Genomic DNA, 23,655 nt, shown 5'->3' with positions numbered 1-23,655 from the left:
TTACGAATCCCGCAAATTCCTACCTGTCAGCGTTAAAAATACTGTTTCCAGATTTGGTTCCTTTTCGTCTAGAGAACGAATTTCGAGTTTATGATTAATAAAGTAAGCAATAATTTTATTTAAATTGTTCACACCTAATTCTGAGGTAATTTGTACTGTATTTTCGTCCACATTCACGGTCGTCACGCCTTGAATCCTGTGTATCGAATCCACATCAATTCCATCAGCAGACTGAACCTCAATAACAATAAGTTTCGAATCGGTGATCAATGATTTTAGCTGTTCTTTTGTTCCCTCAGCAATAATTTTTCCATGATCAACAATTGCAATACGACTGCAAATTTCTTCGACTTCTTCCATATAGTGACTTGTATAAATAATCGTGCATCCCATGTCATTTAACTTACGAACCGAAGTTAAAATATAATTTCTTGATTGCGGATCAATCCCGACAGTCGGTTCGTCCATAATAATCAGCTTTGGCTGATGTGCAATAGCACAGGCAATGTTAAGCCGCCGTTTCATTCCGCCAGAAAAAGTTTTTGGGTAGTTCTTTTGTTTTTCAGCCAATCCGACAAATTCCAATGCTTCTACAGTCCTGTCATGCAGTTCCTGTCCGCGCAACCCATATAACCCCGCAAAGAAGTTTACATTTTCATAGGCGGTTAAGTCCTCGTAAATGGCTAATTCCTGCGGTACCAGTCCAATATGTTTCTTGATGAATTCACTATGCTTGCTAGTTTCTTTTCCCAACATCATGATCGAGCCTGTGTTTTTTCGCAATAAACCTGTGATCATGTGGATGGTTGTACTTTTCCCCGCACCATTGGATCCAAGAAAACCAAAGATCTCTCCCTCGGCAATAGATAAAGACATATTATCAACGGCTATAAAATCACCAAACTTTTTCGTCAGGTCATTTATTTCTAAAATGTTCATCGGCTTCTCTCCTTTAATTGGTATCCTAGTTATTAGTATAGAAAAAGGAATGCACCAGCGTAAGTGCATTCCTTCATTACATGACATGAAGATCTTCATGTTTTTACATCTCCATCAGCGTTTTTATCAATTTGCAACTTGAATCGGCAGCAAAGTTGTGACCGAGAAGCCGTTCCTTCCGTCAATAATGATCTTCCCATCCAATGTAGCTGTCCGCTCCTCCATGCCAATAATGCCCAGCCCTTTTTCCATTTTTTCAGCGCCTTTACCGTCGTCCTTTACTTCCACTTTAATCAGTTTGTTAAGCACATTCACATCAACTGTGATTTGCGTACTATTTTCAGCATATTTTAGCGAATTGGTAAAGGTCTCCATGATATTCTCCTGAATAACTTTCCATTGAATTGCACTTATCCGGTCTGTATCTCCCTGGTAAGTGAGAATTGTCCGCTTCTGATGCCTCGCCGCAAATTTATCAATGTATAGTTTCAAATGATTAATTCCGACCTGTTCAGTTGTCGGCTTCATATTTTTTAATGTAAGACGAATCCGCTCGATGCCGTCCTGCGTAATCCCAATCGAATTTTGTAGTAATTCCTCTGCCTTTTCCGGATCTCTCCTCAGCAATCGCTTCGTTGCCTCCATTTGAATCAATGCTCCCGTAATCGCATGGCCAATATCATCATGGATTTCCTGAGAAATACGATTGCGTTCCTCTAGTTTAAACGTATAGGCCGACTGTTTGATATAGGCATCATTTTCATTGATTTGTTTCACAAGTTTTTGCTGGGTCACGCGCATCGTATCTAACTGCGCTTCATTTTTTACCAGCTTCTGATGATAGACCTTTCCCATCGTATAGGTCAGAAATGTGTAAGCAGTTACTAGCATATACACAGCCTGCATATCAGCTTGCAAATAAAAAACAGGAATAACTGCAATAACGAATGACATTAGTTTTTGATTGGACCATTGATCAAAGAGTTCTACAATTGATAGTGGTACCAACAGCACAAAAAATGGACTAGCATAAAAGCTCGCAATAACTGACAATGTCATAGAGATGAATAAAAAACAAGTGATCACATAACGCTGCTTGAAAAGATGCAAACTAATATTCACGCAAAAGTACATTAAAAGAAAAAACACATCCCAGGAAATATTAGTTATCTCCTGATACACTAAGGTCAGCGCGATAAAAAATATTAGCATCATCTTATTGATAATTGACCAGCGCTCCATATTAATACACGTTTCCTGTCAAATAGTAAACAGCAATTTGTGTGCGATGCTTCAATCCCGTTTTTCCTAAAATCGTGGTGATGTAATTAGCCACCGTACCGCCCGATATAAACATTCGTTCGGCAATCTCTTTATTGGCATAACCCTTTGCAATGTACGACATAATTTCCAATTCCCGCTCCGTAAATAAATCTCTATCAATCGTTGTCTCCATTTCTGGTTTCCCTGTGGATAAATTGGATTTGATTTTATCAAGCATTTCATCCTGAATAATGCTTGTGCCATGATATACGCTTTTTAATGCATCACGAATTCGTTCAGGATCATTATTTTTCAGCAAATATCCCTTGGCGCCATTCTTGATCGCACCGAGGATGTAATCGTCATCATCAAAGGTTGTTAAAATAACCGGCTTTGTCTTTGTGGACGCTACAATTTGCTTGGTCGCCTCTACCCCGTTCATCCGGGGCATCCGCACATCCAATAAAGCAATATCAACAGCATGGCTCTGACAATATTCCACAGCCTCCAGTCCATCATTTACTAATGCCAGTACTTCAAATTCTTCATATGTAGATAATATAATATTCAGCCCTTCTCGAATGAATGAATTATCATCTGCAATCATTATCCTAATTGCCATTGAACGTCCCTCCAAAAAAATCCATGCTGCCTGCACCCCGTAAATTTCTAAGCAGGCTTCCTTCATGCACCACGACGCACCTAATTACTTTACATCATAATGGAAATTAAGGCATTTGGCAAAGCTCCTTTTTGCGAATTATGATCTATATGGCAAGTATTCACACAACAACATTACACATTGTCATATTTTGAAAACAGGTGTAACGAAATTGTATGCTCCTTATAATCTCATAATCTATTTCATTTGTTAGAATAGATATTGATAAAATACACACCAAAGGAGAGTACATAATGTTAAACAGGAACCATTCGATTAGGAAGTATATTGTAGCCACAGGTATCGTAACAGCGATCACGTTTTCTCCAGCCATTTCTGGAAGTGTTTTCGCCCACGGGGCAGCTCCAGACAAGGGTTCAAGCGAAAATGAATCAGTTAGCAACGAAGCAACACCTACTGCCACCATTACTTCAGACCTTGTTTCGCAAGGGGACAATGGAGAATCTGTTACCAATGTACAAACTGCCCTAAATGAGCAAGGGTACGAGTTGAATGTGGATGGGATCTTTGGTCCAGATACTGAAAATACCGTGCGCGTATTTCAACAGGATAATGCTCTTGCAGTCGATGGAATTGTTGGCCCGGAAACAAAAAAAGCATTATCTTCTACTCCAAATACAAGTACGGATGATGGAGAGCTAACCATTACGGAAGCCCCTGATCAGCAAACGAAATCTGAAACCGTAGAAAACACTTCAACTGAGTCGACGTCTAATGTAGTATCCATCGCTGAAAGTTTAGTGGGCACCCCTTATACATTTGGAGGTTCGACCCCAGAAGAAGGCTTTGACAGCAGTGGTTTTGTCAACTATGTGTTCGATCAGGTCGGCATACCATTAGATAGAACACATGCGGAAATGTGGGAAAATAATGGAACATTTGTAGATAATCCAGTCCCTGGCGATGTTGTATTTTTCGAGGATACATATAAAGATGGTGTGTCTCACAGCGGTATCTACATTGGAAACAACCAAATGATTCACGCTGGTACAGAAGAAACGGGTGTAGAGATCGAATCTTTAGATAAGGACTATTGGCAAGATAGTTACATTGGCGCTAAGTCATTTCAATAAAGTGAAACTTCATTCAGTGGGGGTTTCTCTTTCTTTTCCCTTTCTCCCCCACTAAGACAGGAGAACAAAGGCTAAGATCTCGAACGTCTGAGTTGCAACGCCTTTGTGACCTGCATCGTGCAGGCCCGAACAGAATCGGACCTTTGTCATGCAGTTGACCCCCATTTATCTTTTTTGGTTTCACCTCAAAATCTTGAAGTGGGGGTCTTAATGCCCGTTAAGGCAGGTTAAAGTATGATAGACAGAACACCCTCCAAGTTGAACTTTTCAATTTGGAGGGTGTTTTAACATAACTATTAGCTTAGGTAGTTTTATACTATTAGCCAAAGTCAAAATGGGCCCGCACTACCACCGAGGCTGCTGAAAAAGTAAAATAGATTCGTTTTAAAACCTCTGCATCCCGCACGTTTCGGGTCGTTTTCTTCCAAACGATTATGAATGGAACTTTTCAGTGACCTCGCTACCACCCTAGTTATTTATAATGGCAGCATCGATAACGAGAATATCCCTAAACAATTTGCATTCATCTTTTCCTTCTTACTTCCTTTTATTTATGTTGAGCTCATATAGTGAATACAAGTCAGTACAAAATGTAAAAGTTTGCATACGCAGCACTGCATTAGCCTAAAATGTTCGTTATATTTTTTGCATTTGTCACCTATTGAGCAATACAGTCGTACCTCCATAGGTTTATATGATACAGTACAAATGTAACAAACGTAGCAAAGGAGATTAGTATCTATGTCAAAAGAACATTGGAACAGTAGCTTCTCCGATACAGATTATGTTTACGGAGAAACCGCAAATAAATTTATTCAAGAAAAAAACACCCTTATACCGGCACATGCGAAGATTGGATGCTTTGCTGAAGGAGAAGGCAGAAATGCAGTTTATTTGGCAAGGCTAGGGTATGACGTAACAGCATTTGATCAGTCAGATGTTGGCCTGGAAAAAACAAGCGCATTAGCTGCCAAAAATAATGTTACCGTCAAAACCGTTGAACTTGATCTCACCCAGGAAAAAGTGGAAGAAAATCAATTTGACGCTGCCATCATGGTATTTGGTCATGTTCCAAGATCGGATCAAAAGTTTCTAATTGACAGCTTGATCGGGTCGGTCAAAACTGGTGGATATGCGATCTTTGAAGTATACTCCGAGGCTCAGTTAGAATATGGTACAGGCGGACCACCAGCAAAGGACATGCTGTATGACCCGAAAGACATTTTAGATTGGATCCGTGATTGCAAATGCCTGCATTTTTATTATGGTGAAGCAAAACGGCATGAAGGAAAGAAGCATAGTGGAGATTGTCATTTGATTCAGGTTGTGGTGAGGAAATAATTATGAAATAAAGGTTCATTCAGTGGAGGTTTTACAAACAGGATATTTTTAGTGCAGGCGTTGCATTCTTAGCCTGCCTTTCCTCCCCCACTGAATGGGCAGTTGTCGACCATGATTAAATCACATATTTGTAGATCCTTCCGTCTATGAAAACAGTTTCAAATGCTTGTTCAATAGGACTCATCCAAATATTGGTTGACACAACATTACTAATTATAATCAAGCAGTAAAATTTGAATTGTGACTGATACTTTGGTCCGGCTTAGATTGCAATTCTGGCGCCTTTCTAGTAAAAAGTCGGGTAAGCATTGCAAGATATATTAATCCACAAAAGATCCATATACTTCCTATCCAAAGTGAAACGCTACTTAACCGTGACAACATCCATAAATTTAACCCTGCCCCAGCAACAGGTAGAACCAAATAGAAAATAGTACCTTTTGTCGTGCGTTTATTATTTCTTATATAATAATGCGAAATGACGGAAATATTTACAGCTGTATACGTAACAAATGCACCAAAGTTAATTAATGATACCGCAGTCGTTAGGTCTATAAATAATGAAGATAGTGCAATGATACAAATAATAATAATATTGTTTGTTGGCGTTTTATACTTTGGATGAATATAACCGAATATTCTCTTAGGTATAACCGAATCTCGTCCCATAGCAAATAATAATCGTGACATTCCTGCTACAGAAGCAATACCTGTACCTAATACTCCAACAATCATTCCAGAGAGAAAAAACGCACTAAATAAATTTCCTCCTATAACAAACGCAATCTCGGACCCTGCAACGTCTAAATCTTTAAATCTATCATAATCCGGAAACACTGAATGAGCTAAGTAAGATATACCGGTAAATAATACAGCACCGATAATGATAATTAAAAACATTGCTTTGGGAATATTTTTTTTTGGCCTCTTGGTCTCTTCCGATAATGTTGTTATCGAATCAAAGCCTAAAAAAGACATACAAAGAATTGCTGCTCCAGACATTATAGGTGCAAATGATGACATTGAGTTAAAGAACGGACTAATAGAAAAGCCCCCGCTATCTCCTCCCTTCACTATTGTCCTAATACATAATAATGAAAAAATGATTAGGACGAGTATCTGAAATATAAAAATTATCGCGTTTATATTTGTGGCTATCTTTATACCTAAATAATTTATTGCTGCAATTATAATTAAAAACAAAACGATCCAACCCCATATGGGGACGCTTGGAATTGATTCATTTAGGTATAGTCCCATTACTAAACTATTAATAATAGAAGCAAAAGCATAGTCCAACAGAAATGCCCACCCTATAATAAAACCAACATTCGGATGGATGGATTTTTGTGCATAAGTATAAGTTGAACCAGCAACAGGATAGGCTTTCACCATTTGTCCATAGCCATAGATTGTAAAAGACATAACAATTAAAGCTATAATATAAGCTGCAGGAGTCATTCCGTTCGTCACATCTTCAACAATTCCATAACTTGTAAATAACCCCATGGGAGTCATATAAGCAAGACCAAAGAAAATAATTGAGGGTAAACCTAAACTACGATCAAAAGTATACGAGTTTTTCATAAAAACACCTCCAAGAAACTTATTATTATCCCAATATTCCGAATATTATTTTCAAAAAGTTTCTTCCTCTTATTTTTCCCGTTTTATCTAAACCATTTTCGGAGTCCCAACTGACTATTGGAACCCCGAATGCTTTTTAATTGTTTAACAAGCTATCTTTTAATTTAATAAAATGAAACTTTATTAAGTAGGAGATCCAACGCACAGGACGTGAGATGTTTTAACCTTTCCTCTCCCTCCCACTTAAAATAGATGAACAAAGGTTACATTCACAGGATCCTATTGTAACGCCATTGTGACCTGAGTTTTGCAGCCCGCACAGAATCAGACCTTTATCAGCAATTAACACCCACTTTTAGTTCCACCACAAAATCTTGAAGAGGGCGTCTTATTGCTCATCTGGCAGAATAAAATTAACTGCACAGAGTTATGTCAGCTAATTATTTATCTTTTGGTACATACTTAACTTTTGACCTCCTGATATAACCCCCACCCATATTTCTTACTATATTGAAGTGCTACTTCATTCATATCTTCTGGATATCCTTGTTGAATTGTTTCAGTATTAGCAACCCAGTTTAGTAACCCTTTTCCAAAAATGAGCGGATCAATAAAAGAGTCCGGGTGACAGCTGTTAATGTTATCACGAGTGGTATGATTCCAGTTAGTTAAAGTCTGAACTAGATTAACACCCGGGATCTGCGCGGCACAAAAATTGGTTGTATCCAATCCCCATACCCCTGCATCTATTTGCCAATCATAACCAAGGGATTCAGATACATTTGTTATTTCTTGAGTGATTTCATGACTCGCCGAAACCATTAATGTATTTGTTGAAATACGATTTCCTACAATATCATAATTGAATACAAACTTTGTATTATTTAAAATGTCAGGGTTATCCCGCAAAAATTCTCTGCTTCCATGCAGACCTACTTCATGACCTGACCAGGCAATAAAATGCATCGTTCTGCGTTGTTTATCGCCTTGCCGAGCAAGTTTACTATAATATTCCGCTAGAGCCATCATAGACACAACCCCACCTGCATCATCACCAATTCCTGGGCCTCCAGGGACACTATCATAATGTGCGCAGACAACTATATCCCCAGCCGCTGCATCTGTCCCTTGAAGTGTTCCTATCACATTAGAACAGGAACCCTTGCTCCTATTGTATCTTGCATAATACTTAACAGAAATATCCTGATCTTTCTCTAACAGCCTTAAGGCGTCTGAATAAAGAATAACAGCTGTAGGGGGAGCATCTCCTTCTGCATCAACCGTATTAAAGTTATAGTACACATCTGGTGGCTCCCCCTCCCAACCTGACGCGGTTGTAAACAAAACTGCAGCCGGTTTATACTTAATTAATCGACGGTAAATATCGTCATCAGGATAATTATAGTAGGAATCCCTGGCAATTAATAAAACTTTTCCTTCGGGATTTATTCTTTTAAGCACCGCTTCACTCCCGTCTTGTGCATATACCAGCGGACTTTCAATCCCATCTACAGGTGTATTTCCAGAAAACCAGGCTGATTTGTGAATTAAGCTATGCCATTTACCATTAACCTTTACCTTTAAATAAGATGAATTTTCTAGGCCATACATCGGAATATCGAATTCATGATTCCAAGTAGACAGCCCCACCTGTTGGAATACATTCTGAATATACTTGGCAGCTTTAAAAGTTGGTTCTGTACCAGCAATTCTTGTTCCACATTCTGCAAAAAATTTCAAATGATTAAAAGCGCTTGTTTTATCCATGTTATTTCCTCCTTTAAAATCATTAACTAAATTAACAATAAAGAATGCTTAACCTTCCTTAATAAGGATGTGGCACTTTTTTATCCCAGTTCTATTGCAATAGCTCTTACAGGCGAACCGTCTGCTCCCTCTATTTTCAAAGGACTTCCAACAAAAAACACTTCATTTGGAAGTCTATTGGTCTGCACCAGTCCCACTATAATGGGAATATTTTTTTCAAATAATATTGTATCTGGAAGCGGTGTCCCCTCCGGAACAAAATCTAATCCATCTCTTGGATCTCCACACATTGGAAAATCAGCTGCCATTAATTTTATTTTCTTTTCACATAAATAACTTGCAGCATCTATAGTTATGAATGGACTTTTCTCTGCATAATTGCCCTGATCTATACGGCAATCCCAACCTGTGCTTAATATACAGATATCACCTTCTTTTAATTTATCTCCTCCTGCCTCAATTAATCTTTTTTTGTTTATTTCAAAATAGGGCTCTACCTGACTACTAAACTGAATGACTTTGCCATTTCCAACAAAATGATTTAAGTCAAGTTGGTCTACGCCTATTCCATCATTTTTCCAATGTGCTTCACATTCAATGTGAGAGCCCATATGTGTGGATAAGGTCAGTTTTCTAGCAATATAACCGTTTTTTTCCAATGTAGCTATCTTTTCCATTTCAAACGGAATATAAGGAGCACCATAGTTCCACATTCCAGTTTTCAAAGGGGGACTTAAATCATATATTTTCATTTAATCTTTCCTCCTAATCATATCAAGCCACTACATTAACGATTCTAAGTTTTCTAAGGTCTTTTCTAATCATGGTCATCGCAACGAAGCAGGTAGATACCTCTGCCAATGGAAATGCATACCATATACCATCAACTCCCATAGCTTTGAAAAATACAAAAATTAACGGGAATAAAAATACTTTTCTGGAAACTACTATCAGAACTGCCCTTCCTGTTTTTTCAAGGGCTTGATAATAGTAGGAAATAACCATTGCTACAGTTGCTATAGATAATCCCATCGTAAATTTTTGTGTGATTATTTTTGTCGGCCCAACACAGGCACTGTCTCCACCACAGAATGTGCCCGCTAAAGGTTCTATAAAAACTATACATGCAATAAGTATAAGTGTCATAATACCGAATCCCCAAATACAACCATACTTAAGCGCGCTTTTCACTCTATCGAACGATTTATTCCCAAAGTTGTAACTGACAATCGGCTGAATACCTATACCAAAGGAATATCCAACGATCAACAATACATAATAAATATAAGCATTGTTAATCCCGTATGCACCAACCTCATACGAATTAGCCCCTGCATATGCTAATATGTTATTCACGATAATAACCGAAAAAAATGTTGTTAATTGAATTGCACAAGATGGAAACCCCACTTTAGCTATACGCAAAAAATCATAAAGTCTCATTCGAAAATCCGATAAATTTAACCTTAAATCAGTTCTGCCAAATAAAAAGTAAAAAATTAATAGAAATGAAGGTCCCAATTCAATGGAAACTGCGATAGCTGAAGAAACTATTCCATATTGGAGCTTAAATATCAGAATATATTCCGTGAGTATGGCGAGCACCGGCGGAATAAATAATGCGAGCAGTGCTAGCAAAGGCCTTTCATCTGCTCTTGCAAAATAAAACAGTGTATAACCAGTAGTCATGAAAGGAAAAAATATCAAATATACTTTCATAAATTCCATGGCCATATCGACTATCTCACCCCGTGCCCCTAATCCATTCAATATAAACGGCAACAAGAGGAAAGAAATGATAGACATAGTCAATGTGATTGCTAGTGAAAACGCAATTGACTGACCCAAAATTTTTTTTGCCTTTTCTTTATTTCCCTTTCCAACCTCTACTGCGCAGATGGAAGCCCCCCCATTACCAAATAAATTGGATAAAGCAGTAATGAGTACGAAATACGGGAATAATATGGCTATAGTTGTTAAAGCCTCTGGGCCTACACCATTTCCTAAAAACATACCATCAAAGATAACTTGAACACCAAAAAACAAACCCGAAAAAATAGCAGGTATCGTATATTTAGGGAATAACTTTCCTATAGGTTCAGATCCTAACTCCCTTTGCTCACCCGATTGGTTTGTAGGCTCTGACTTTTCAGCTATTTCCATTTATGGTTACCCACCCTTCATTAGCTTTTTATTTTAAACTGAATGCAACTTTGATACACGCGTCCTTGTATTTATACTGCCGGATTAGACACTATTACTTAGCGCTGTTAGCAAGGTAGATTGCAAGTCTTATCATATTAATGAGTGAGGAGGGAACCAATTTTACTGATTATTGCCCCCTCTCTGCATTTAAAATCCTAATCATTTATACTAGTCAATCGTTATTTGTATCTTAGTTCAACATTCTCATCAAGCGGATAAACCGGTCTTCTGATATGCTTGAATTTCCCAATCTTTCTTACATCCGGATTTGTAATTCCTATGCTTGCCGGGGTAATATATCCCTTTGGCAGATCTTTAAAAGCTTTTTTATACGCATGTCCCAATCCTTTCAGTACAATGATATTTAAGTCTCTTACATCGATACCCAACCATTCAAATACATTAAAATTTTCAGTATCCGCTTTACGTTCTGTTACTACGATTAAAATTCCATTTTGATCTAACACTGCTATTCTGCCAACATCTTGAGGAGGACCTCCATAATATGCAAAAGGTAAACTTTCATCGGTTAACTTGATCACTTTTGCATTTATTTCGATTGGCTCGCCATGATGTTCATCTATCCAAGCACCTAATTTTCCTTTTACAACGCCTCCAGTACCAACAGTAAAAGCACTTTCTATAACATGAGGATCATGCATTGTGGAAACTCCCCCAGAAGGCACTTTCGCATCTAAAATTGCCCGTAATAAATAAGTTCCATCTCCTGGCCCAGCACCACAAGGATCATCACATTCATCAACAAATGCCCATAAACCTCCCTTCTTCATAGCATTCTCTATAGCAGTTTCTACTGGCGGCATATCTATGAAAAATTGTTCTTTAATCTCCCACATGTATTCCACCATGTCCTTTGCTATTTTTTCTGCCAAAGCTTTATCATCATTGGTCACAACAATACATGATGCACCTGCTTCTTTTTTATCGGAGCCATAGAATCCAGCAAAAGGTGAAACATTTATAACGTTTTCATTTGCTTCCCATTCATATGCTCTATCCATCAGAGCTTTCATTGGACCATTATCTGTATTCGTACGTAGAGCTGGTAGAAGTATTGGTGGCTGCATTCTTACGCAAACAGGCTTAACTTTATCAAATACAACTTTCTCTAGAAGCTGACACGCTTCTTGCTCCCTTTCATAAGAGTCTTGATGTGGCTGCGTATTATATGCAAATATAGCATCTGCTTTCTTCGCAGTTACATCAGAAATATTACCATGTGGATCCAGTACCACTAAAAGAGGCATTTCATCTCCTACTTCATTTCTAACAGCGGTCAGCAAATCACCTTCGCAATCTTCATAACCCTCAACCACTGCTGCACCATGCAAATGCAGTAGTACTCCATCCAACTTTTTATCTCTTAAATTGTTAATTATTTCATTTTTAATAAATTCATAAGCATCCTTTCTTATTGGTCCCGAAGGTATGGCACCAGCAGCAATCAGTGGCACAATATCCCATTCCTTTTGTTCTCCATAATCAACAAATCCGCCGATATTGCCCGAACACGTTCGTATCCCTCTTTGTTTTTTCACCATCGTGTCCTTCTTATCCAGCACCCAGAAGTCTTCCAACGATGTATATTCACTACTAAAGCTACTTGTTTCATGCCAAAAGCTACCCATTGCAACTCTCATTTTTTTATTTCTCCTTTATCATTTATTAAAAATGTAATTACTATAAATCTATAATCTATAATTAATATTATGGGGCTCACCTTAACCTTAAGATTATCACTCCCTTTTTTGTCAAGATTGTAAACAACCTAACTATCTTTATCTTGGAATTGGTACCAACCTAGTTTAAGAAGCTGAGTAATGTGATTAATGTGCTTTATCTCCTTAAAAGAATCCAATCCCTGGGGGCCAAGCTCTCTTCCTATTCCACTCTGTTTATATCCTCCCCACGGCGCTTCCACATAAGGAATATGATAATTATTGATCCAAATTGTACCCGCTTTAATTTTTGCCGCAATTGCTGAAGCGTGGTCTACATCACCAATTACCCCTGCCGCTAAACCATACTGTGTTCCATTAGCTAAATTAACCGCTTCCTTATCGTCCTTAAAAGATTGTACAGTTATAACCGGGCCGAATATTTCTTCCTGAACAACTGTCATTTCTTGGTGAACATCGACAAAAATCGCAGGTTGAATATAATATCCTAAACCTTCTATCTCTTCTCCTCCGATTAAGGTAGCCCCTTCTCTAACCCCCACAGATAAGTAACTTTTCACCTTTTCTAAATGGCTTTTATTAATAATTGGACCCATCTCCGTTGTCTCCAGCCTTGGATCTCCAATCCTAATTTTGCCTATTGATTCCCTCAAACGATCGATGACTTTTTGATATAGGGATTCATGAATTAACACTCTTGAAGAGGCTACACAAACTTCACCTTGATTAAAAAACCCGCCAAACATAATCCATTCAACAGCTTTATTAATGTCTGCCTCTTCCAAAATTATCATCGCAGACTTTCCGCCCAACTCAAGTGAGATACGCTTGAACGATCTTGCACAGGCTTCATTAATATTTCTACCGGTTTGCACTCCCCCTGTAAATGAAACCTTATCAATGTTTTGATTAGAAATCAGAGACTTTCCTACGGTTTCTCCATCTCCCAAAACTAAATTAAATACTCCTTCCGGTACGCCAGCTTCCTGGAGCAACGCAGTAAATTGAATCATCGACAATGGTGTTACTTCCGACGGTTTAAAAATAACCGTGTTCCCTGCCGCTAAAGCTGGAGCAATTTTCCACATCCCAAGTAATAGTGGAAAATTCCAAGGTAAAATGAGCGAGCAAACTCCAATTGGTTCATATATTATCGTACTCACCGAGCCATCTTCCATATCCATTTTCCGATATGTTTCCGATTCTATAAGTTTCGCATAATATCGAAGACAGTTTATCGAATCCTCCATATCCATTTTGGATTCCCTAATTGGTTTGCCGGTGTTTTGTGTTTCGATTTTAGCCATTTCATTAACATTTTCACCTAATAAATCTGCAACCCGGTATAGGACCTGGATACGTTTCTTTCTATTTATCCACCAGTCTGTTTCGTCAAATGCTGTTCTCGCAGCTGCAGCTGCCTGTTCCGCTTGTTTAGCCGTTGCCTCAGAAATGTCTATAATTTTTCTTTCATTTGCTGGATTTATAATCGTTCTTTTTTCGCCTTCTCCATTTATCCACTGCCCGTTTATAAATAACTGTTTTTTATTAATCATCATATTCTCCTTATTTCCATTTAGAGATTATATAATATAAACATTCTGATAATATCGGATAAAGCACCCCTCAATAGTCAGAGCCCTTACCTTATCACATCTACTTTTTCATACTGCTCAGTACGTTTCTTCATGGCTATCAATGTAATCATCTCAAAAATAACGGAAGATGCTGCAACAGCGGTAATTTCTCCACTATCATAACTTGGTAATACTTCCACCAAATCAAAACCTTTGATATTAAGTCCATCCAAGCCACGGACATATTCCAATGCTTCATAACTTGTCGGTCCGCCAACTTCTGGGGTCCCTGTTCCTGGTGCATATGCAGGGTCAAGGAAATCGATATCATAGGTAACAAATACCGGACGGTCGCCAGCGCGGGCATGAATTCGCTCCATCACTTTGTCATAACCAATTTCTCTAACTTCTTTCATTGGAATAACTTCATAACCAAGGTCTCTAGCGTCCTGCATATCTTCTGGGCCATAAAGCGGACCGCGCATTCCAACCTGAATGGAATGGTCCACATCGATTAATCCTTCTTCAACCGCCCGGCGAAAAGGCGTTCCATGGACATATTTTTCACCAAAATAATTGTCCCAGGTGTCACTATGTGAATCAAAATGGACTAATGCGATCGGTCCATATTTCTTGGCGAATGCCCGCAAATGCCCTAATGTAATCGAATGATCCCCACCCATCATGACGGGAATAATTTCTTTATCCAAAATTGGTTCAAGTGCATGAACGATATTGTCATATGTCCGATGAATATTTCCAGGAATAATATCAATATCGCCGTAATCAACCCCTGAACAATAATCAAAAATATTAATATCCTGATCAGGGTTATAAGGACGAAGTAAAACAGAAAAATCTCGGATATGTTGTGGACCATAGCGTTGACCAGTACGATTGGAAGCTGCAGTATCAAATGGTACACCTATGACAGCAAAATCCACATCTTCTGTTGTCGGTAAATATTCCAATCGCATAAATGTACGCGGACCGGTGTAGCGTGGCGATTTTGACGAATCTTTTGGTTGGTACATAAAAATTCCCTCCTTCGAATACTTTTATTATTGCAAAATCCATGCCACTTTTTAGTCCCGCAAATTAAGCGGATTCAACGTGTTCATTTAATTCAATTTTGACTCAACTAACAAATTATCAATTCAAAATGAATCAATCGATTCATTTTGAATTGATTTGGTATTCTTTTAACCGGCGAACGACTGTGGACTGGCTCAAACCAAGGAACTTTGCCATTTCATACGTTGTTTTATATTGACGATATGCCCGCTTCAACCAGTTTTTTTCTACTTCTCGTAACGCTTCCTGCATTGTCAAACCTTTTCGTTCAAAAGCCTCTGTGGTCCACTCTTCTGTTGGTAACCCTGTCCCTATGTTGTCAGTTTCTTCAACAAATGGAAGGTCGGACGGATAAATTATGTTTGACATCGATGTTATAACTAACCGTTCGATTAAATTTTCTAGTTCGCGCACATTACCGGGCCAATCATAATTTTGTAAGTTATTAATTGCCGCTGGATGAAGCACTTTATTCGTTTTATATTTATGGTTAAAGACGGATAAATAGTGTTGGATTAATTGATAGACATCCTCTTTTCTTTCTCGTAAAGGGGGAACCGTAATTGGTATAACATTCAAACGATAGAACAAATCTCTCCTAAACTTACCTTGAGCTATCATTACTTCCAAGTCCTGGTTAGTTGCTGCAATCAGACGAAAATCAACATTCTTTCCTATCGAGCCACCAATTCTGGTAATTCTCTTTTCCTGCAAAACCTTTAAAAGTTTTACTTGAATGGCTAATGGCAGTTCACCAATTTCATCAAGAAACAGTGTACCTCGGTCCGCAAGCTCAATCATACCCGGTTTCCCATTTTTATCAGCGCCTGTAAAAGCGCCAGGCTCATAACCAAAAATTTCAGATTCGAATAACGTTTCCGGAATCGCACCACAATTTACTTCTATAAATGATTCATTCTTTCGCTGACTATAATCATGTAACATATGCGCAATGACATTTTTTCCAACGCCCGATTCACCTAGTAACACAGCAGTAGCATCGGATGCCGCAACCCGCTGTACCATATGATAAATGTCCTGCATGGTTTTACTTTTAATCACTACTTCATCCGCTTTGTTCTCTCTTAACTCCTCGATTTCCGATTCATACCGCAACATTTTAAGCTGCAGTTGCTCATAATCTTCCCTTAACTGCTGAATTTCTGTCAAATCGTGGGAAAAGCTGATGATCCTGACAATATCCCCATCATTGTCTGTAAGCGGAATCCCCGTTGCCATCACAACTTTATTCGTCGGTGTTTTCTGCATTACCTGTACTTCTTTTTTCGTATGCAATACTTTTGCTGTTACAGATGGATAAAAAATATGTTCCTCTTCCAATTGGAAGACTGTCTTACCAGTTAAATCTTCCTTGGTCTTCCCATAAATACTCAGGCAATTTGCACTTACCCGTAACACGTTCCCCTCCCCATCAGTTACCACAATATTATCATTGGATGCATCTAAGATTCCGTCTAATTCAATTTTTAGAAGTTTCATATTTGACATTAGCTTATCACCTTCCTATTTTTTATTTACCTTGTAGCAATTTTAACAGTTTATTTGGCAGAACGTATAAAAATTCCACAAAAAAAGGTTCTTCTAAATTTCTTTAAGTCATATGACTATTTTCAAGAAATAAAGAGAACCCCTCTATTAACTTACTATTTTATGAACTTTTAGATATCTCATTACTCAATTCTTGCTTTTTTTCCTCCGTTTTTAATGGTGATGAACGCACTATATCTTTCTCGGCCCTCAACGATTTAAAAAACGAAATGCTCATAGCTATAATGACTAAAGAAAATGGTAAACCTGCAACAGCAGAAACAGTTTGCAACGGAACTAATCCACCACTTAAAAGTAATGCAATCGCAACCCCGGCAATAACGACCCCCCACAATATTTTACTTCTATTTGATGGAGCTATCGTTTCTTCACTATACATTCCTAACACATAAACTGTAGAGTCGGCTGATGTTACAAAGAAGATGATTAAAGAAATGATTGTCATACCAATAAGAATAGGGCTAATAGGGAAAAGCTCTAAAAAGTAGAACAAAGCGGTATCCATATTTGCTAAAATTCGATTTGCTAACTCTGTATTTTGTAAATTAATAACGTTGTATAGTGCACTTCCACCGAGAGTTGAATACCAGATCATCGTTGCTATTGAAGGAATAAGCACTGCACCAAAAATAAATTCTTTTATAGTTCGTCCTTTGGAAATTCTTGCAATGAAAATCCCCACAAATACACCAAAACTGATTGCCCAGCCCCAATAAAAGAAATCCCAACCCGCTTGCCATGTGTAATCATTAAGAAATGGCTCAAGATGAAAACTCATACCAACAAAGTTCTTTACGTAGTTACCGGTTGTATTTACGATAATTTCTAGAATGTGCCTAGTCGGTCCCAATACAAAGATCAACACCATAATTGCTAAAGCAAGTACGATATTAATATTGGACAACCATTTTATTCCCCGTTCTATGCCAGTACTGGCAGAAATAATAAACAAAATCGTTAATAGAAGGATTAAAATAATTTGATTAATAGGTGTGTTATCTATATTCCAAACGTATTCAAAACCTGCCCCCATTTGCTTAACTCCCAACCCTAAGGAAGTCGTTATACCACTGATGACGGCAAATATAGCAATAATATTGATAACTTTACCAAGCGGTCCAAATGCCCGCTCACCCAACAATGGTTTTAACGTATGATTAATTAACGGCGGGGTGCCCTTTCTATATTGAAAATACGCCATCATTAATCCAATAATTGCATATGTTCCCCAACTGTGTAAGCCCCAATGAAAGAAAGTATATTGCATTGCGACTTTCGCGGATTCCACTGTCCCCCCTTCACCAAAAGGAGGCTCGAGATACATTAGAACTGGTTCAGCAACTCCCCAGAAGAATAGACTAATCGCCAGACCTGAGCTATATAACATAGCAATCCAAGAAAATGTGCTAAATTCTGGTCTATCGTCATCCTTACCTAAGCGAATTCTTCCGTATTTTGAAAAAGCAACATATAAACAGATTATCACAAAGAGAAAAGCTACCAACATGTAATACCATCCAAAATTGTCACTAATAAACGTATAAAGAATGTATTCGGAGATTTGCCCCATCGTTTCTGGGGCTAGTATACCGAAGCTCACAAATACTGCAACCACAATAAGTGAACCTATTACTACTATATTTCTTCTCATTAAAAATCTCCTTTCATTTATGCTCACTATTTAATGGTGGGGATCACCCACTGATTTTCTCCTCTTTCCGTCGTTACATATTCCGGCCACCGATAATGAATTGGAGGCTCATAATCACATAGCGGCGGAACCCATTCCTCTCCACCTATACCACCTCCAGTACGTTCCACGAACTCATCTTTCGCCTGTTTTAATAATCCAGGCTGTGTTAACAAATCAATAATCGTCATCCCAACTGTTTTGGAGGCGCTTATAATCATCGGATCAATGCATTCTCTTATTCCCCCCAATGCATTCATAACCCATGCCGGGTAAGCATAGCCCGATTCAGGCGATTTTAGCGCCGGTCGCCCAATATACAACCTGACAGTTGGAGCATGCCAACAATATTCGGTATAGTCATCTGATGTAAAATGACGTTGCCATGACGGTAACATTTCCCGCATTTTTCTTTCCGCTTCTTCCGGCGATATCAATGTTTCAATCTCTTCCAAAAATGGTTTGTCCATCGGTTCAAAGCCAAGATTTGCTTGGATCTCTTGTGCAATTTTTATAGCATCCCCATTAAATTTAGGCGCTCCCGCAATTTCTAAATTCTGATAGGTTGCTTCTGCCATGGCATGATTTTCAAGTCCAGTACGTGACTTTGTGATCCAATCTCGTTTCCAATTACAATGAGCTGATTTTGCAGCACTTTCAGCATTTTGATCAAGAACCTGAACCACTTTTTCGGCCATCTCAATAGTAGGGACACGGATAAAATAATAGATTTGGGCCATTTGTCCTGGAATATTGTCTGCAGTTGCTTGACCTGTATTTAAAATGGTTTCATTGACAGACCAGCCCATGTTATATGACAGCATATGCTCCCTATACATCTTGGACAAACTGTACATATTCACAACCGCATCCGTTGCTCCTGGAGCCCGGGCTGTTGCATGCGAAGCTGGAATAGGCGAATCCCCTCCTGACGATAACCATGTCTCTGGCTCATCACAGGTAAACGTATACATTACTGAATATCCAACCGCACAATGCGTATCCAAACGTGTTGTATTGCATAAAGGTAACATGTAAAAAGGATGGAAACTTATAGCTGCATCTAGATCATTATAGTAACCCTTAGCAGCATGAATAGGTTTCGAACCCCTTAATTTTTCAGCAGGTTCCCCAAAAAATTTTAGTTTCCCTTTTATATTATTTTGCTCCATGGTTGCTTTCGCAGCTAAAAAGCCTCCAAATGATCCAATGCCTAATGCGGAATGTGGATCCGTGTGCCCACCCGCATATTTGCTAAGTCCGTCCCGTGGCCGCTCAACGGTTTCCGCCGCTTGACAATTGCCGGGGACGGCATCATATTCCGCATACCCTCCAATTACTGGTCCATTTCCATTATCCCAGGTGGCACAAAATGCAGTTGGCATTCCGCCGCTTCCTTCTTCTACTACAAATCCTTCCTCTTTTAATCGGTTGATATACCATGCAGAAGACTTATATTCTCTCCATGCTGTCTCACCATAATTCCAAATGACTTGATTCCAGTCTGACAGTTTCTTCTCGTTGTCTGTTACCCAATTCATCACCATTTGTTTTTCTTGAGAGGCCATAAACCAAATTCTCCCTTCTAGTAACCTTTAATCCATAATTTAGAAGTTATAACAACAGATCTTATGAAGTCTGACAGACATGATACATTGATTCATAAACCAATATCACCTTTGTCAACTTAGAGCATAAATCGTGTCCGCCAAAATTATGTTCACAAATAGACTTCGATCCTATTTAGTGTGGGTTATTTCCATTCAAATTCAAACAATGAGCGAACCCATGTTAGAAAAGATTTGTTCGCCTCCAACCCAAGTTTCACAAACCTCAATATCTTTAAAATGATCCATTGGTATGTCATAAGGATTGTCAGTTAAAATGGCAAAATCCGCTAACTTACCCTCTTCAATGGATCCAATTAAATGTTCACGGTGTATCGCCTTTGCAGCTTCTATTGTATATCCTTGTAAAGCCTCTGTAAGCGAAATTTTATGCTCTGCCCCAACAATGTTACCTTGCAATGTTGAACGCGTAACAGCAGCATAAATGGCCAACAAAGGATTTGGTGGAGCAACAGGCGTATCCGAAGACAATACAATAGGAATATTTTTCTCCTTAAACCAGCCATATGGAGAATAATTTTCACCATACTCACCTACTGCACGCACAACACCTTCTCCAAACTGATAAACATGTTGTGGCTGAGGTACAGGCCAAATACCCAATTCAGCAATGTCATCAACTTGTGAAACAGCAGGTAAACCACAATGCTCGATTCGATGACGACGATCACTGTCCGGTGATAGCTCTTGTGATGCCCTTGCACCATCAATAACCAATTGAATTGCTCCGTCACCTTGAGCATGCGTAATTGTCTGAAATCCTTGTAAATGTGCCTTTACGAAAATATCTTTAAATTCATCTGGTTCATGATAAAGATATCCTTGTTTACGCTTGCTATCAGAATATCCGGATGATAAGTATGCTGTTCCCGAATTTAATGAACCATCCGCATATAATTTTATAGATCCAATTGATAATTTCTCATCTCCAAATCCCGAACGAAGCCCAAGTTTTATTAACTCATCCAAATACGTAGATAAAAACGACATGACAACGCGTAATTTAAGGTTTCCATTTGCTTTGGCGGTTTCAAATGATTCCATTTCTTGTTTGGTAACTTGTGGATCGTTAATCGTGGTGATGCCAGCAGAAATGCATTGCTCCTGTCCAACCTTAACCAGCGTTTGTAAGCCGATAGGAGTATCAGGCATATGAATATTTGGCCCATGATTACCAATAACGACTCCTGATTTCTTTGCAAAAAAGTCATTGGCACTATCGAATAACTGCCCATTAGGTATCCCATTTTCATCTTTTCCAACAACACCGGCAACAGGATCTTCTGTATGTTCGTCAATTCCCAATTGATTAAGTAAAAAATGATTAACTACATTTGAATGACCGCTTACATGCATAATTTGCACAGAATGATTCTTACTTACTCTATCAAGGTCATCTGCAGTAGGATAACGTTTCTCTTCCAAATTCCGCTGGTCAAAACCGAATCCACGAATGATCCCTTCAGGCTTTAGTATTTCTTTATGTTTAGAAAGTTGATTGACTAAATCATCCATATTTTTTACCGTTGGATAGCTGAGATCAATCCATGTATGACACATTCCTAACATCATAAGATGGGCATGCGGGTCAATAAACCCAGGTATAAGGCAACGTCCCCCTAGATCAACTTTTTTAACTTCATCACCCTGTAATTTTCTGTTACACTCCTCTAGTGAGCCGGTACATACAACTTTATTCTCCCTTACAGCAACAGCCTCTACCCCTTCTTTTTTTCCCATTGTTAAGATAGAGCCTCCATAAAATAATAACGATTTGTTTACCATATCTGTCTCTCCCTTGTGTTGAATATTAATAATAACGATTATTCATTTTATTATTTGCAATTTATATGCCAACTTGAGCCATTCTTATCATGAGGGCAGGTTGTAATAATAACTGTTATATAAGTTATACAAGTTTGTATAGCCTGTAATATTCAAGATTAATCCTAATGTAAATTATATAAGCTTCTACACAATCTATTTTATAGCTAAAAAGTTACTAATTTAATGTATTTCATGTGACAGAAACCGGTTTATGAAGACCTTATACGAATCGGTATAACCTTATACAATATTGTATAAGGTTATTACTTGTGCTACAATTCTATGTAATAGGCCATATACGGGATGATTTTCCATAATTATTTTTGAAATTTATTACTCGAACCATGGAGGCTACGCATGAAACCAAATGAATTGTGGGACTGGGAAGAAATCATTAATACAATATATACGGGTGTCGTTATTACCAATCCAGAAGGGAATATAGTCTATACTAATGATTCATGTGAATATTGGTTTGGATTAAAAAAAGCAGAACTAATTGGGAGATCAGTAATAGAACTAGAAAAAGAGAAAGTATTTTATCCTTCCTTAGCAAAAAAAGTCATTGAAACAGGTAAGAAACAAACACTGATTCAGGAAACGCAGACCGGACAAAAGTTACTAGCCACTGGAAATTTCATTTACGATCGTAACCAAGATGTCAAATTAATCGTGTGTTATGCACAGGATATAACAGAAATGGACAAGTTAAAAGCATATGTAAAAAAAGTAGAGGGAGAACTAAAAAGTATTAAGCAGGAATTATACCAACTTCAAAATGCCAAGGATATCACTTTTGGAATTGTGGCGAGAAGTGAGAAAATGAAGAATATCATTACTTCCCTTGACAGAGTGGCAAAAACAGAGGCAACTGTTTTATTTACTGGAGAATCAGGGGTTGGAAAAAGCTTACTAGCTGAATACCTGCATAATAAAAGTGAAAGAAAAGGAAAGTTAGTAAAAATCGATTGTGGAAGTATACCTGAATCCTTGCTTGAATCAGAACTATTTGGATATAAACCCGGCGCTTTCACAGGGGCAAATCCTAAAGGTAAGAAAGGTTTAGTTGAAGAAGCAGAGGAAGGCACCTTATTCTTAGACGAAATAGGTGAATTACCCTACACTTTACAGGCTAAGCTGCTAACACTCATTCAGGAAAAACAATTTTATACAATCGGAGACACTACTTCAAAAACAGTAAATTTTCGTCTGGTAACCGCAACCAACATTAATATAGAAGAAATGATAGAGCAAGGAAAATTTAGAGAAGATTTATATTTTCGGCTTTCTGTGATTCATCTTGCAATCCCGCCCTTACGTGAACGTAAAGAGGATTTGATTGCTATGATTATGGATCTTATAAAGAAGTTCAATCAACTTTATAATCAGGAAAAAGAACTATCGCATGAAGCAATTGATTGTTTACTCAACTATTCCTGGCCTGGAAATGTAAGAGAGCTTGCAAATATCATTGAAAGACTAATCTTAACGATAGATGAAGAAATCATTACGCAAGAGCACCTCCCTCAAGAAATTGCTACTTCCGGTTTTCCTGTTTCGATGGTTGGAACAAAAAGAACACTTCCTGAAATTATGGCAGATACAGAAATACGGATCCTTCGTGATGCTCATGTGAGGTGTAACAGTACCACAGAAATGGCCAGGTTATTAGGAGTAAGTCAACCGACTATTGTTAGAAAGCTTCAAAAATATAAAGGTATGATTTAATAACC

The 23,655-nt window shown here is 38.2% G+C and carries 17 protein-coding genes; 3 read left to right on the top strand and 14 right to left on the bottom strand.

The window, feature by feature from the left end:
- The 3 genes from WMZ97_RS11920 to WMZ97_RS11910 form a co-directional block, all read right to left on the bottom strand.
- Complete coding sequence (locus tag WMZ97_RS11920; protein ID WP_343272310.1) at nt 1-939, bottom strand: ABC transporter ATP-binding protein; 939 nt, start codon at nt 937-939, stop codon at nt 1-3.
- Nucleotides 940-1,065: 126 nt separating this feature from the next.
- Nucleotides 1,066-2,181, bottom strand: coding sequence for a sensor histidine kinase (locus WMZ97_RS11915; protein WP_343272309.1), 1,116 nt, complete (start codon nt 2,179-2,181; stop codon nt 1,066-1,068).
- Between the two features lies 1 nt (nt 2,182).
- A complete protein-coding gene (locus WMZ97_RS11910; protein WP_343272308.1) occupies nt 2,183-2,824 on the bottom strand; it encodes a response regulator transcription factor in 642 nt (213 codons plus the stop codon).
- A 293-nt stretch (nt 2,825-3,117) separates the two neighbouring features.
- Between WMZ97_RS11910 and WMZ97_RS11905 the strand changes: the two genes are divergently transcribed.
- Nucleotides 3,118-3,957, top strand: a complete 840-nt coding sequence (locus WMZ97_RS11905) for a C40 family peptidase (RefSeq protein ID WP_343272307.1) — start codon at nt 3,118-3,120, stop codon at nt 3,955-3,957.
- A gap of 741 nt (nt 3,958-4,698) precedes the next feature.
- Entirely contained in the window at nt 4,699-5,298 is a 600-nt protein-coding gene (locus tag WMZ97_RS11900) for a class I SAM-dependent methyltransferase (protein WP_343272306.1), read from the top strand.
- Nucleotides 5,299-5,517: 219 nt separating this feature from the next.
- Here WMZ97_RS11900 and WMZ97_RS11895 read toward each other — a convergent pair whose 3' ends face one another.
- The 11 genes from WMZ97_RS11895 to WMZ97_RS11845 form a co-directional block, all read right to left on the bottom strand.
- On the bottom strand, nt 5,518-6,885 hold the full coding sequence (locus tag WMZ97_RS11895) for an APC family permease (RefSeq protein ID WP_343272305.1): 1,368 nt from the start codon (nt 6,883-6,885) through the stop codon (nt 5,518-5,520).
- Between the two features lie 462 nt (nt 6,886-7,347).
- A complete protein-coding gene (locus WMZ97_RS11890) occupies nt 7,348-8,652 on the bottom strand; it encodes a M28 family metallopeptidase (RefSeq protein WP_343272304.1) in 1,305 nt (434 codons plus the stop codon).
- A gap of 80 nt (nt 8,653-8,732) precedes the next feature.
- Nucleotides 8,733-9,404 (bottom strand): cyclase family protein, encoded by a 672-nt coding sequence (locus WMZ97_RS11885; RefSeq protein WP_343272303.1) that lies wholly within the window; start codon nt 9,402-9,404, stop codon nt 8,733-8,735.
- 22 nt (nt 9,405-9,426) lie between these two features.
- Complete coding sequence (locus WMZ97_RS11880; protein ID WP_343272302.1) at nt 9,427-10,815, bottom strand: MATE family efflux transporter; 1,389 nt, start codon at nt 10,813-10,815, stop codon at nt 9,427-9,429.
- A 221-nt stretch (nt 10,816-11,036) separates the two neighbouring features.
- Complete coding sequence (locus WMZ97_RS11875) at nt 11,037-12,518, bottom strand: M81 family metallopeptidase (protein WP_343272301.1); 1,482 nt, start codon at nt 12,516-12,518, stop codon at nt 11,037-11,039.
- A gap of 128 nt (nt 12,519-12,646) precedes the next feature.
- Nucleotides 12,647-14,116: an aldehyde dehydrogenase family protein gene (locus tag WMZ97_RS11870; RefSeq protein WP_343272300.1), complete on the bottom strand. Its 1,470-nt coding sequence runs from the start codon at nt 14,114-14,116 to the stop codon at nt 12,647-12,649.
- A gap of 83 nt (nt 14,117-14,199) precedes the next feature.
- Complete coding sequence (speB, locus tag WMZ97_RS11865) at nt 14,200-15,168, bottom strand: agmatinase (RefSeq protein WP_343272299.1); 969 nt, start codon at nt 15,166-15,168, stop codon at nt 14,200-14,202.
- A gap of 142 nt (nt 15,169-15,310) precedes the next feature.
- On the bottom strand, nt 15,311-16,708 hold the full coding sequence (locus WMZ97_RS11860) for a sigma-54 interaction domain-containing protein (RefSeq protein WP_343272322.1): 1,398 nt from the start codon (nt 16,706-16,708) through the stop codon (nt 15,311-15,313).
- A gap of 169 nt (nt 16,709-16,877) precedes the next feature.
- Nucleotides 16,878-18,428, bottom strand: a complete 1,551-nt coding sequence (locus WMZ97_RS11855) for a BCCT family transporter (protein WP_343272298.1) — start codon at nt 18,426-18,428, stop codon at nt 16,878-16,880.
- Nucleotides 18,429-18,454: 26 nt separating this feature from the next.
- Complete coding sequence (locus tag WMZ97_RS11850; RefSeq protein WP_343272297.1) at nt 18,455-20,035, bottom strand: zinc-binding metallopeptidase family protein; 1,581 nt, start codon at nt 20,033-20,035, stop codon at nt 18,455-18,457.
- A 201-nt stretch (nt 20,036-20,236) separates the two neighbouring features.
- A complete protein-coding gene (locus WMZ97_RS11845) occupies nt 20,237-21,880 on the bottom strand; it encodes an amidohydrolase (protein ID WP_343272296.1) in 1,644 nt (547 codons plus the stop codon).
- 399 nt (nt 21,881-22,279) lie between these two features.
- On the opposite strand from WMZ97_RS11845, the gene WMZ97_RS11840 reads away from it, so the two are divergent.
- A complete protein-coding gene (locus WMZ97_RS11840; protein WP_343272295.1) occupies nt 22,280-23,650 on the top strand; it encodes a sigma-54 interaction domain-containing protein in 1,371 nt (456 codons plus the stop codon).
- Nucleotides 23,651-23,655: the final 5 nt, after the last annotated feature.

Source organism: Lentibacillus songyuanensis, from assembly GCF_039548255.1.
GTDB lineage: Bacteria > Bacillota > Bacilli > Bacillales > Amphibacillaceae > Lentibacillus_C > Lentibacillus_C songyuanensis.
This window is presented reverse-complemented; position numbering and strand designations above follow the sequence as displayed.

Bases quoted from the DNA above. Each gene is read 5' to 3' on its own strand.
- WMZ97_RS11920 (WP_343272310.1), bottom strand. From the start codon at position 939: ATGAACATTTTAGAAATAAATGACCTGACGAAAAAGTTTGGTGATTTT.
- WMZ97_RS11915 (WP_343272309.1), bottom strand. From the start codon at position 2,181: ATGGAGCGCTGGTCAATTATCAATAAGATGATGCTAATATTTTTTATC.
- WMZ97_RS11910 (WP_343272308.1), bottom strand. From the start codon at position 2,824: ATGGCAATTAGGATAATGATTGCAGATGATAATTCATTCATTCGAGAA.
- WMZ97_RS11905 (WP_343272307.1), top strand. From the start codon at position 3,118: ATGTTAAACAGGAACCATTCGATTAGGAAGTATATTGTAGCCACAGGT.
- WMZ97_RS11900 (WP_343272306.1), top strand. From the start codon at position 4,699: ATGTCAAAAGAACATTGGAACAGTAGCTTCTCCGATACAGATTATGTT.
- WMZ97_RS11895 (WP_343272305.1), bottom strand. From the start codon at position 6,885: ATGAAAAACTCGTATACTTTTGATCGTAGTTTAGGTTTACCCTCAATT.
- WMZ97_RS11890 (WP_343272304.1), bottom strand. From the start codon at position 8,652: ATGGATAAAACAAGCGCTTTTAATCATTTGAAATTTTTTGCAGAATGT.
- WMZ97_RS11885 (WP_343272303.1), bottom strand. From the start codon at position 9,404: ATGAAAATATATGATTTAAGTCCCCCTTTGAAAACTGGAATGTGGAAC.
- WMZ97_RS11880 (WP_343272302.1), bottom strand. From the start codon at position 10,815: ATGGAAATAGCTGAAAAGTCAGAGCCTACAAACCAATCGGGTGAGCAA.
- WMZ97_RS11875 (WP_343272301.1), bottom strand. From the start codon at position 12,518: ATGAGAGTTGCAATGGGTAGCTTTTGGCATGAAACAAGTAGCTTTAGT.
- WMZ97_RS11870 (WP_343272300.1), bottom strand. From the start codon at position 14,116: ATGATGATTAATAAAAAACAGTTATTTATAAACGGGCAGTGGATAAAT.
- speB (WP_343272299.1), bottom strand. From the start codon at position 15,168: ATGTACCAACCAAAAGATTCGTCAAAATCGCCACGCTACACCGGTCCG.
- WMZ97_RS11860 (WP_343272322.1), bottom strand. From the start codon at position 16,708: ATGAAACTTCTAAAAATTGAATTAGACGGAATCTTAGATGCATCCAAT.
- WMZ97_RS11855 (WP_343272298.1), bottom strand. From the start codon at position 18,428: ATGAGAAGAAATATAGTAGTAATAGGTTCACTTATTGTGGTTGCAGTA.
- WMZ97_RS11850 (WP_343272297.1), bottom strand. From the start codon at position 20,035: ATGGCCTCTCAAGAAAAACAAATGGTGATGAATTGGGTAACAGACAAC.
- WMZ97_RS11845 (WP_343272296.1), bottom strand. From the start codon at position 21,880: ATGGTAAACAAATCGTTATTATTTTATGGAGGCTCTATCTTAACAATG.
- WMZ97_RS11840 (WP_343272295.1), top strand. From the start codon at position 22,280: ATGAAACCAAATGAATTGTGGGACTGGGAAGAAATCATTAATACAATA.